We start from the raw sequence: 10,874 nt of genomic DNA, 5'->3' as shown, positions 1-10,874 counted from the left end.
ACGACGGGCACGTTCCCGAACTGCGTGCGGCCGCCACCTCAGGCCTGTCCCGCGGGTACGACGGGCACGTTCCCGAACTGCGTGCGGCCGCCACCTAAGGCCTGTCCCGCGGGTACAACGGGCACGTTCCCGAACTGCGTGCGGCCGCCACCTCAGGTCTGTCCCGCAGGTACGACGGGCACATTCCCGAACTGCGTGCGGCCGCCACCTCAGGTCTGTCCCGCAGGTACGACGGGCACATTCCCGAATTGCGTGCGGCCGCCGCCGCCGCCCCCGCCGAGGCCGGTAACGCCCCCGCCGGGCTGCGCGCCGCCGAAAAAGCTGAACCCCGCCGGGCAGTGTGTGTGACGGCAAATCGTTCGATGCCGCGGTGTGATTAGTACTCGCGCCGCGGCACCGCCTGGGTCCAGGCGATGGGATCAGTTGTGACGGGAATTCGGATGACCAGACTTTTGGCAATCCTGGTGTTGATCGCTTCCGCCGCGACCGCCCATGCGCAGACCCGCACCTATTCATGCCCGAAAGGCAACGCCATCACGCTCACGGTGATCGCCCCTAACGCGATCAAGGCCGGTCCGATCGAGGGCGGCACGATGCGGCTGAAGCAGAGCCCGGGCGATCCCCTGCGGTTCTCCGAGGGCGATTACGCGGTGCAGATTTCGCCGGACCAGTCGCAGATCACGGTTGAAATTCCGGACTGGGGATCGGCCAAATGCAGCTTCAGGCCGCAGGCCGCCGCGCAGGACGGGCGCGCCGGTCTCGGCAATGCGGATCCCTGCGGCCCCGGCTTCCATCAGGCGCCGCAGACCGACCGCTGCGATCCCAACGACACCCATCCCGGCCGCCGCGCCTCCGGCGAAGGCAAGCTGCCGATGGCAGGCATGTCGCTCGGCGGCATCATGCGCGGCGCGCCGTCGATGTCGTCACCGAAGCTGGCAAGCCTGACCGAGAAGAGCGGCATTACGCTGCTGGAGCGCGCCGGCACGATGGACGGCTACGACTGGTTCAAGATCGAATTCCACGGCCGCATCGGCTACCAGTGGGGCGGCATCATGTGCTCGGATCAGGCGATTTCAGGCGTTTTGCAGAAGTGCGAGTAGCGCTTGCCGGCAACCCGGCCCGTAACTGTGCATGGGGTTGTTTTCGATATTTTGCTCAGGTCCGGCCAGGCATCGCCACCGGAAAGTCGGACGCCGTATCGGCCGGCCGGCCGACACCATCGAAAACACTTGCCTTTCAGTAGTTTGAGATCGAAACAGGTGCTTGTCGCCGCCGATCGCTGTCCTCGTTGGCGATTTCAACGTTAGTTTGGGCCGCACCGATTCGACGAGGTTTTACAGCATCATGACCATCCGCCTGCATCGCGGTGACCTGCCCGATTTGTCCCGCTATACCGATTCGGTGGCGATCGATACCGAGACCATGGGGCTGCATCCGCACCGCGACCGGCTCTGCGTGGTGCAACTGTCGAACGGCGACGGCAGCGCCGACGTGGTGCAGATCCCGAAAGGTCATACCGATTCGCCGAACCTGAAGGCGCTGCTGGGCAATCCGAAAGTGACAAAAATCTTCCACTTCGCGCGGTTCGATCTCGCCGCGCTCTACAACGCCTTCGGCGTGATGCCGCAGCCGGTGTACTGCACCAAGATCGCCTCGCGGCTTTGCCGCACCTATACCGACCGCCACGGCCTCAAGGATCTGGTGCGTGAGGTGCTCAACGTCGATCTGTCGAAACAGCAGCAGTCCAGCGACTGGGGCGCGCAGAGCCTGAGCGAGGCGCAGCTGTCCTACGCCGCCTCCGACGTGCTGCATCTGCATGGCCTGCGCGACCGGCTCGACGGCATGCTCGCGCGTGAAGGACGGCTGGAACTGGCGCAGGCCTGTTTCGGGTTCCTCCCCTCGCGGGCCCGGCTCGACCTGCAGGGCTGGGACACCGAGGACATTTTCGCCCATTCCTGAGGGCCTTAAGGCGCTATGCCGCGGCGCTCCGCCCCGTTTCGGTCACACTGCTAGCGAGTGTCGGGCTGCAAATTCTGGCGATTCCGGGTAGTATGGCCGCGATCCCAGCGCTTTGGAGCAGCGGTGAATTCGGTTCAAAACCCACCCTATCAAGCCGGAATGGATGCCCGCTTTCGGATCGCGGCGCGCCACAGCCGGATGGTGCGGGTGCTGCGCGTCGCGGTGCCGGCCGCCGTGATCCTGGCGATGACGGTCATCGTCTTCATCTCGGTCTATAATCCGTTCCGCATGCTGCTGCCGAAGCTGCCGGTCGACATTGGAAACCTGGTGGTTTCCGGCACCAAGATTACGATGGAAGCGCCGCATATGTCCGGCTACACGCCGGATCAGCGGCCCTACGAGGTCTGGGCCAAAACCGCGACCCAGGACCTGACCGATCCGGACAAGGTCGACCTCAGGACGTTGCGCGCCAAGGTATTGATGGAAGACCGCACCACCCAGATCACGCTCGATGCCCGCAGCGGGCTGTTCGACTCCAAGGCGCAGCTATTGGACCTGCGCAAGGATATTTTCCTGCAGTCCTCCTCGGGCTATGAAGCCCGGATGTCGCAGGCGTTGGTCGATATCGGCAAGAGCACGGTGACGTCGGAAGAACATGTCGACGTCAAATTGCTCAACGGCACGCTGAGCGCCGACCGGCTGCGGATAACCGGAGGCGGCGAGGTGGTGCGGTTCGAGGGCAATGTCGTGCTGAACCTGGACAATCTGGGTGCTCCCGAGGAGGAGGCGGCGACGCCGCCCGATTCCGCTGCGCCATCTGCCAATCAACCTGCCAATCAATCTGCCAGGACACGATCGGTGTCCGGCAAGTCCGCCAACCCGAAATGATCTTGATGATGATGTTTTCTCCGCGCAGCACTTCGACCATGCGGATAGCACGTTATGCCTGCACGGCCGCCTGTGCGCTGGCGCTGCTCGCCGCCGGCGAAGCATCAGCGCAAAGCGCGATGTCAGGCGTCCCCAACGCCATGCAGGGATTTTCGCAGAATCGCGACCAGCCGATCCAGATCGAAGCCGCCTCGCTGGAGATGCGCGACAAGAAAAAGGAAGCGACCTTTGCCGGCAATGTGAAGGTGATCCAGGGCGACACCACCATGACGTCGAAGAGCCTGGTGGTGTTCTACGATGGAGGGTCGACACCCGCCGCACCTGCCGCCAACGCCAAGGGCGCCAATGCGAAAGCGGCCAAATCGGCGCCGATGCAGGCTGCGACCCCCGGGCCCGGCGGCAGCTCGTCGATCCGAAGGCTCGAGGCCAAGGGCAACGTGGTGGTGACCCAGAAGGACCAGGTGGTGACCGGGGAAACAGCGGTGTTCGATACCAAGGCCAACATGATCACCATGCTCGGCGGCATCGTGCTGACCCAGGGCAAGAACGTGCTGCGCGGCGACCGGCTGATGGTGGACATGGCAACCGGGGTCTCGCGCGTCGAATCCGACTCAGGCCGGGTGCAGGGCCTGTTCATATCCTCCGGCGGCGGCGGCGCTCCTGCAATCCCGGGGATGCCGGGTTCGACACCCGCACCGTCGCCCAGTCCCTCAAATAAACCAAAATAACATCAATCACTTGTACGATATGTGCCGGTGGCGAGGTTGAAGCTCGCGGGGCAAGGCTGTATCTACCGGGCGGCTGGCGGCGCGATCCGAGCCTGAGATCGAGGGTGTTTCTTTCGGGCAAGGGACATCCGTTCATTCATGTTGCCGCGGCCAATCGATGGGCCGGCGGCGGGTCGCGGGACACCGTGAAAGGCTTGAGCGAAGCGGGGGATGGTGGATTTACTCAGCATGTTCCGTCGACGGCCGGCCAAGCGCGGTCCGCCCGGATTTGCGCGCTCGCGTGAGGACATCACCGCGCTCGGCGATACCATTGGCGACATGCTGACCAGTCCGGTGCGTGATGCGCCGCCGATGGCCCGCGAGGCGATTCCCGTTGCCCATGATGTCGTGCTGCCGCGACCGAGCGCTCCCGCGCCAGCGGAAAAGCCGCGTCCGCCAAAATCCAGGGTCAATGGCGCGACCGCGCCCCGGCTGACCAAGCGGGCCGGCTACCTGGCTGTGCATAGCGTGGAAAAGAGTTTTGGCACCCGGCAGGTCGTGCGCGGCGTCAGCATCTATGTGCGGCGCGGCGAGGCGGTCGGTTTGCTCGGGCCGAACGGCGCCGGCAAGACCACGGTGTTCTACATGATCACCGGCCTGATCAAGGCCGATCGCGGCGCCATCGAACTCGATGGACACGACGTCACCAAGCTGCCGATGTACCAGCGCGCCCGGCTCGGAATCGGCTACCTGCCGCAGGAAGCGTCGATCTTCCGCGGTCTCACCGTGGAGCAGAATATCCGCGCTGTGCTCGAGGTCGTGGAGCCCTCGAAGAAGAAACGCGAGAAGGAACTCGACTCGCTGCTCGATGAGTTCAACATCACGCGGCTGCGCAAAAGCCCGTCGATTGCGCTGTCCGGCGGCGAACGCCGCCGCGTCGAGATCGCACGCGCGCTGGCGACCCGGCCGAATTACATGCTGCTCGATGAACCGTTCGCCGGCATCGATCCGATCGCGGTGGGCGACATTCAGGACCTGGTCCGCCACCTCACCAATCGCGGCATCGGCGTCCTGATCACCGACCACAATGTGCGGGAAACGCTCGGGCTGACCGACCGCGCCTACATCGTCTATGCCGGCGAGATCCTGACCGAGGGCAGTCCGGAAGAAATCGTCGCCAATCCGGATGTGCGGCGGCTCTATCTGGGCGAGGAATTCAGGCTCTAAGCTTGAACTTAACCTTGGCCGGGGATTCCGCCTCTAGTCCTTTTTTCCCGTCCGTCAAGCCGTGTACATCGGCTTTGGACTAGTTTAAGCAAGAATCGGACCAACTTTTCGTGGATCGGTTCTTTCCGTCATGGCGCTGTCGCAGAGATTAGAGTTCCGTCAGTCCCAATCGCTGGTGATGACGCCGCAGCTGATGCAGGCGATCAAGCTGCTGCAGCTGTCCAATCTCGACCTTTCGGCCTTCGTGGAAGAGGAACTGGAGCGCAATCCGCTGCTGGAGCGCGCCAGCGAGGGCACCGAGCCGCCGGTGGCGGGCGAACCGGTCGCCGAGCGGGGCGAATATTCCGGCCAGGATTCCGGGCATGACGAGCAGGCCTCCGCCTACGGCGACGAGAGCGGCGGCGAGGGTTCCGACATGGCCGGCGGGGCCGCCGGCGAGGGTTTCGAGGCGCCGCAGGAAGACTGGATGAACCGCGATCTCGGCAGCCGCTCCGAGATCGAGCAGACCCTCGATACCCCGCTCGACAACGTGTTTACCGAGGAGCCGGCCGAGGCCGCTGCGCGCACCGCGCAGGACGCGGCGCCGACCGCCTATACCGAATGGGGCGGCGGCGCTTCCAACGACGACAGTTACAATCTCGAAGCCTTCGTCGCCGCCGAGGAGACGCTCGGCAGCCATCTCGCCGAACAGCTGGCGGTGGCCTTTACCGCGCCGGCGCAGCGCATGATCGGGCAATATCTGATCGATCTGGTCGACGAAGCCGGTTATCTGCCGCCGGATCTGGGCCAGGCCGCCGAACGGCTGGGGGCGTCGCAGGCGGACGTCGAGGCGGTGCTCGCGGTGCTGCAGAAATTCGATCCGCCCGGCGTTTGCGCCCGTTCCCTCAGCGAGTGCCTGGCGATCCAGCTGCGCGAGCTCAACCGCTACGACCCCGCGATGCGGGCGCTGGTCGAGCATCTCGACCTGCTGGCCAAACGCGATATCGCCAGCTTGCGCAAACTGTGCGGCGTCGATGATGAGGATATCACCGACATGATCGGTGAAATTCGCCGGCTCAACCCCAAACCCGGCCTGAAATTCGGCTCGGCCCGGACCCAGACCATGGTGCCGGATGTCTATGTGCGGCCGGGCCCCGATGGCGGCTGGCACGTCGAGCTCAACAGCGACACGTTGCCGCGCGTGCTGGTCAACCAGATCTATTACACCGAGCTGTCGAAGAACATCCGCAAGGACGGCGACAAGTCGTATTTCTCCGATTGCCTGCAGAACGCCACCTGGCTGGTGCGCGCGCTCGACCAGCGCGCCCGCACCATCCTGAAGGTCGCGACCGAGATCGTGCGCCAGCAGGACGGCTTCTTCACCCACGGCGTCGCGCATTTGCGGCCGCTCAATCTGAAAGCGGTGGCGGACGCGATTCAGATGCATGAATCGACGGTGTCGCGGGTCACCGCCAACAAATACATGGCGACCAATCGCGGCAGTTTCGAATTGAAGTATTTCTTCACCGCCTCGATCGCGTCGGCCGACGGCGGCGACGCCCATTCGGCCGAGGCCGTCCGGCATCACATCAAGCAGCTGATCGACGCGGAGGACCCGGCCGTGATCCTGTCCGACGACACCATCGTGGAACGATTGCGCGTCTCCGGCATTGATATCGCCCGTCGCACGGTTGCGAAGTACCGCGAGGCGATGCGAATCCCTTCCTCGGTGCAACGCCGCCGCGACAAGCAGAGCATGCTCGGTAATGCCCTTTCGGCGCCCGCCGCATCCACCGACCGATCCCGGGACACCGCCCCGGCCTGATTGCGTCCCCGCCAAATCGGGATAGTGTCGGTTCCGTCCAGACCAATCGAGGCATCAAATGACTCTCCGGATCTCGGGAAAAAGCATCAACGTCGGCGACGCCCTGCGCGGGCGCGTCAGCGAGCGCACCGATGAAGTCCTGCGCAAGTACTTCGACGGCAACTATTCCGGCCACATCACGCTGAGCAAGGACGGTTTCGGTTTCCGCACCGACTGCTCGCTGCATCTGGATTCGGGAATCACGCTGGAAGCCGATTCCAATGCCGCCGACGCCTATGCCAGCGCCGACCAGGCGCTGCTGATGATCGAAAAGCGCCTGCGCCGCTACAAGAGCCGGCTCAAGGATCGCTCGGCGCGAAAGTCGCATGCCGAAGCGGTGGCGATGGCTGAGCTGACCGCACCGACCTTCAGCGTCCCGAGCTATGTGATCGAGGCGCCGGCCGGCGACGACGAGCACGACGAGACCGGCTACAGCCCGGTCATCATCGCCGAGGCGACCACGTCGCTGAAGCGGTTTTCGGTCAGCGAGGCGGTGATGGAACTGGACCTGACCGGCGCCGCCTGCCTGGTTTTCCAGCATGGCTCCAGCGGGCGGGTGAACATCATTTACCGCCGGCCGGACGGCAATGTCGGCTGGATCGATCCCCCGGTGCTCCCGTCAGGGGGATAGCCAGGAAACCGGCAGGAAACCGGGCAAAAAACCGGCCATGACCGGCATTGACGCCCCCGGGGAGCCTCCCTATAGGGAGCCTCCCTGTGGTCCCCCGCTCTCAAGGGAGCAGGAGACTTCAAGGAGACCCGGGACAACTCCCCCGGGTGTTGGCACCGGTCCTGCGTTGGAGTAGGAGAAGGCCCGTAGAAGCCCTGATGGGCAGCCGGGTGTAGGCCTGCTACCGCGATCCCACGTTCTTGACGTCACCCCTCTGAACCCTATTTCGCAACCTGACGGCTTAATTCACCTCGGAACGCTCCATGATGATTACCGATCTGGTCGCACCCGAGGCGATCCTCCCGGCGTTGAAGGTCAACAGCAAGAAGCAGGCGCTGCAGGAACTGGCGGCGCGGGCGGCCAGCCTGACCGGGCAGAACGAACGCGCGGTGTTCGAGGTTCTGCTGCAGCGGGAAAAGCTCGGCACCACCGCCGTCGGCTATGGCGTCGCCATCCCGCACGGCAAGCTGCCCAAGCTGGAAAAGCTGTTCGGCCTGTTCGCCCGCCTCGAACGCCCGATCGACTTCGAATCGATGGACGGCCAGCCGGTCGATCTGATTTTCCTGTTGCTGGCGCCGGAAGGCGCCGGCGCCGATCATCTGAAGGCGCTGGCGCGCATCGCCCGGCTGCTGCGCGATCAGGACGTCGCCAAGAAGCTGCGCGCCTCGCGCGACGCCCAGGCGATCTATTCGGTGCTTGCGCTGCCGCCGGCGAGCGCGGCGTAGGGCGATCCGCGGGGCGCCTTTGCCGGGTCTTGCACAAGCTGTGCTATGATCATCTTATGACCAAAGCCGAAACACTCAGGAAACTGCGGAATCAGGCTGGCGCCATCAAGGCGCTGGGCGCGACTTCGCTTTACTTGTTTGGCTCAACCGCTCGTAACAAGGCCAGTGCCAAAAGCGATGTGGATATTTTTATCGATTATGATCCGCGCGGGCGATTCAATGCCCTGGATCTGGTGGCGGCCAAGCGATTGCTCGAGAAGAGTCTCGGTGTCGAGGTTGATCTCACCACCCGCAAGGGTCTGCATCCGCTGATACGCAAAAAAGTCGAGGCCGAGGCGACGCGGGTTTTCTAGATGGCCACACGCTCGCCTTTGCTGCGTATCCACGACATGCTCGAAAGCATTCGAGGAATCGAAAAGGGCGCTCGCTGGAAAAACGATGCGAGACTACGAGCGCTCGTGGCTGCTGCGCTCGGCGGTCGAGCGCGGCATTGAGGTTATTTCCGAAGCCAGCCGTCATCTCGGCCGTGATCTGAAAGCACAGCACAAGGATGTTCGCTGGCAGGATATCGCCGGCATAGGCAACATCTTACGGCACGACTATCAGCGCGTTGACGCCGCGATTATCTGGAGGGCCGTCAAGGACGATCTCCCGCCGCTCAAAGAGGCGCTGCTCGCGCTTCAGGCGTCCCTGAAATAGCGCCAACAAGTGCGGCGCAATCTCAAAACAAAATACGCGGACATTGGCCCGATATGATCGAGGCAAGGCCCGCGTATCGCGAATTCTTATGTGTCTCCACAGCCGCGAACGGCTGCGTCAGTGACACTGGCAAGCGCCGCGTTCAGGACAGAGCTCCGTCAGTGAACGCTGACGGCCTGCAATTCGTTGCTCCATGCATTGGCGATCGCGGCTTCGCGGCTGTCGGTCAGCATGATCGGCGTGCCATCGGCGGCATGCAGCGCAAACAGTTTCAGGCCCGGCGCGATCTTCGGCGCCTGCGGAAACAGTCCCGGTACGTCCTCGGAACGGATCTGCTTCACATAGGCGATATGGCCCTCGCCCAGGGTGGCCAGCGTCTCGGTGGAGACGGTTTCGGTTTCAAACACAACACCAGCATCAGTCATGGTCTCGACTCCTCTGTCAGACTAAGCGGTCGAGTCCGCTACTCGTTCCATTATTCGTGCTCATTGATAGCAATTGTCTTAACGACCTTTTCAGGTTCCGGCCTTGCGAGGTCGATCGACAACAGCCCGTTTTTCAAATCCGCGCCCAGCACCTGCATCCCCTCCGCCAGCACGAAGGTGCGCTGGAAGTGGCGCGCGGCGATGCCGCGATGGATGTATTGCCGGACCTTGTCGTCCTGCTGGCGGCCGCGGATGACGAGCTGGTTTTCCTCAATGGTTACATCGAGTTGGTCACGCGTGAAGCCCGCCACGGCCAGCGTGATTCGCAGGCATTCCGGCGCACCATTGCTGCGGTCGCAGCGCTCGATGTTGTAGGGAGGATAACCGTCGGCACCCTTGACCACGCGATCGAGCGCACGCTCGATTTCGTCGAAGCCAAGCAGGAACGGACTGGATAACGAGGGAACACGAGACATAGTTTACAAAGCCCTCTCGAAGCGACTTTGGCATTTCAGGGCCCTTGCGGCGCCCCACGGTGACCGGGTGGCGGATCTGCCCTCCGGTCTTCAGCAATATGGGCATGATTTGCGGCGCGTTCAAGCGCCTGAAGAACCGCGACAAATGCCCGAAATGGCGGAAATCGAGGCCTACAGATCGATTCGTTTCCGCCCGTCGGCACTGAACAGATGCAGGTTCTCGCGCGGGGCCACCGCCTTGATTCGCTCGCCGATGGCGGGCGCGACCGCGCCGGGGATCCGCACGATCACCTCGCCCGGTGGCAGTTCGCCGGGGTTGGCGGCGACGCCCTGAATTTCGTGCTGACGGGTGCCGTAAATGAAGGTCTCGGCCCCGACCCGTTCGATCGCCTCCACCGTGAGGTCGAGCGCGATGCCGCCGGCAATGGTCTCGCTCGAAATGATAAAATCCTCGGGGCGGATCCCGAGGATACCGGCCTCGCTGCCGGCGCGGCTGTCGCCGGCGAATTGCGCCCTGATTTCGTCCGATCGCAGCGGCATCAGATTCATCGGCGGCGCGCCGATGAAGGAAGCGACGAAGGTGGTGGCGGGCTTCTGATAGATGTCGAGCGGATTGCCGATCTGCTCGACCCGGCCGCCGTTCATGACGACGAGAATGTCGGCCAGCGTCATCGCCTCGAGCTGGTCGTGGGTGACGTAGATCGAGGTGGTCTTCAGGCGCCTCTGCAATGTGCGGATCTCGACGCGCATGGCGATGCGCAGCTTGGCGTCGAGGTTCGACAAGGGCTCGTCGAACAGGAAGACCTTCGGCTGCCGCACGATGGCGCGGCCCATCGCGACGCGCTGGCGCTGGCCGCCGGAGAGCTGCTTCGGCTTGCGATCGAGCATGGTGCCGAGTTCGAGAATGCGGGCGGCTTCCTGTACCCTTGTGTCGATCTCGGGCTCCGGCATGCGCCGGTTGCGCAGGCCGTAGGCCATGTTGTTGTAGACGGTCATATGCGGATAGAGCGCGTAATTCTGGAACACCATGGCGATGTCGCGGTCGGCCGGTTCGATCTGGTTGACGATGCGTCCGCCGATATCGATGTCGCCTGACGTGATGGTTTCGAGGCCGGCGACCATGCGCAGCAGCGTGGACTTGCCGCAGCCGGAGGGGCCGACCAGCACGCAGAACTGGCCGTCGCCGACTTCGAAGTCGATGCCCTTGATGGCCTCGAAGCCACCGGCGTAGGTTTTGCGGACGTCGCGGAGAACT

The 10,874-nt window shown here is 63.7% G+C and carries 12 protein-coding genes and 1 pseudogene; 10 read left to right on the top strand and 3 right to left on the bottom strand.

Annotation, left to right across the window (positions count from 1 at the left end):
• The first annotated feature begins 440 nt into the window (after positions 1 to 440).
• The 10 genes and pseudogenes from Q7T45_RS25990 to Q7T45_RS25945 form a co-directional block, all read left to right on the top strand.
• Positions 441 to 1,100 (top strand): hypothetical protein, encoded by a 660-nt coding sequence (locus Q7T45_RS25990; RefSeq protein WP_304874760.1) that lies wholly within the window; start codon positions 441 to 443, stop codon positions 1,098 to 1,100.
• Positions 1,101 to 1,344: 244 nt separating this feature from the next.
• The gene (locus Q7T45_RS25985) at positions 1,345 to 1,959 is read left to right on the top strand and encodes a ribonuclease D (protein ID WP_304874759.1); all 615 of its coding nucleotides are present in this window, start codon (positions 1,345 to 1,347) and stop codon (positions 1,957 to 1,959) included.
• Positions 1,960 to 2,082: 123 nt separating this feature from the next.
• Entirely contained in the window at positions 2,083 to 2,847 is a 765-nt protein-coding gene (gene lptC, locus Q7T45_RS25980) for an LPS export ABC transporter periplasmic protein LptC (RefSeq protein ID WP_304874758.1), read from the top strand.
• Positions 2,844 to 3,575 carry an LptA/OstA family protein gene (locus Q7T45_RS25975; protein ID WP_370691362.1) on the top strand — a complete coding sequence of 244 codons (732 nt, stop codon included), beginning with the start codon at positions 2,844 to 2,846 and terminating at the stop codon, positions 3,573 to 3,575. Before lptC ends, Q7T45_RS25975 begins: the two co-directional genes overlap by 4 nt.
• Positions 3,576 to 3,785: 210 nt before the next feature.
• Positions 3,786 to 4,781: an LPS export ABC transporter ATP-binding protein gene (lptB, locus tag Q7T45_RS25970; protein ID WP_304874756.1), complete on the top strand. Its 996-nt coding sequence runs from the start codon at positions 3,786 to 3,788 to the stop codon at positions 4,779 to 4,781.
• Between the two features lie 130 nt (positions 4,782 to 4,911).
• Positions 4,912 to 6,585 (top strand): RNA polymerase factor sigma-54, encoded by a 1,674-nt coding sequence (gene rpoN / locus Q7T45_RS25965; RefSeq protein WP_304874754.1) that lies wholly within the window; start codon positions 4,912 to 4,914, stop codon positions 6,583 to 6,585.
• Positions 6,586 to 6,643: 58 nt separating this feature from the next.
• Positions 6,644 to 7,255 carry a ribosome hibernation-promoting factor, HPF/YfiA family gene (gene hpf / locus Q7T45_RS25960; RefSeq protein ID WP_304874753.1) on the top strand — a complete coding sequence of 204 codons (612 nt, stop codon included), beginning with the start codon at positions 6,644 to 6,646 and terminating at the stop codon, positions 7,253 to 7,255.
• A gap of 302 nt (positions 7,256 to 7,557) precedes the next feature.
• Positions 7,558 to 8,019, top strand: a complete 462-nt coding sequence (ptsN, locus tag Q7T45_RS25955) for a PTS IIA-like nitrogen regulatory protein PtsN (RefSeq protein ID WP_304741786.1) — start codon at positions 7,558 to 7,560, stop codon at positions 8,017 to 8,019.
• Positions 8,020 to 8,075: 56 nt separating this feature from the next.
• The gene (locus Q7T45_RS25950) at positions 8,076 to 8,372 is read left to right on the top strand and encodes a nucleotidyltransferase family protein (protein ID WP_304874751.1); all 297 of its coding nucleotides are present in this window, start codon (positions 8,076 to 8,078) and stop codon (positions 8,370 to 8,372) included.
• A 55-nt stretch (positions 8,373 to 8,427) separates the two neighbouring features.
• Positions 8,428 to 8,718, top strand: a pseudogene (locus Q7T45_RS25945) (DUF86 domain-containing protein); the annotation flags it as partial.
• A gap of 158 nt (positions 8,719 to 8,876) precedes the next feature.
• On the opposite strand, the gene Q7T45_RS25940 reads toward Q7T45_RS25945, so the two are convergent.
• The 3 genes from Q7T45_RS25940 to Q7T45_RS25930 all read right to left on the bottom strand — a co-directional run.
• Positions 8,877 to 9,143, bottom strand: coding sequence for a DUF1150 domain-containing protein (locus Q7T45_RS25940; protein ID WP_304741789.1), 267 nt, complete (start codon positions 9,141 to 9,143; stop codon positions 8,877 to 8,879).
• Between the two features lie 50 nt (positions 9,144 to 9,193).
• The gene (locus tag Q7T45_RS25935; protein ID WP_304741791.1) at positions 9,194 to 9,619 is read right to left on the bottom strand and encodes an Hsp20 family protein; all 426 of its coding nucleotides are present in this window, start codon (positions 9,617 to 9,619) and stop codon (positions 9,194 to 9,196) included.
• A gap of 171 nt (positions 9,620 to 9,790) precedes the next feature.
• The coding region (locus tag Q7T45_RS25930) for a sn-glycerol-3-phosphate import ATP-binding protein UgpC (RefSeq protein WP_304874748.1) at positions 9,791 to 10,874 on the bottom strand (1,084 nt) is incomplete at its 5' end.

Source organism: Bradyrhizobium sp., assembly GCF_030646015.1.
Taxonomy (GTDB): Bacteria; Pseudomonadota; Alphaproteobacteria; order Rhizobiales; family Xanthobacteraceae; genus Bradyrhizobium.
The sequence above is the reverse complement of the archived record's forward strand: the minus strand, read 5'-3'. Positions and strand labels throughout refer to the sequence as shown.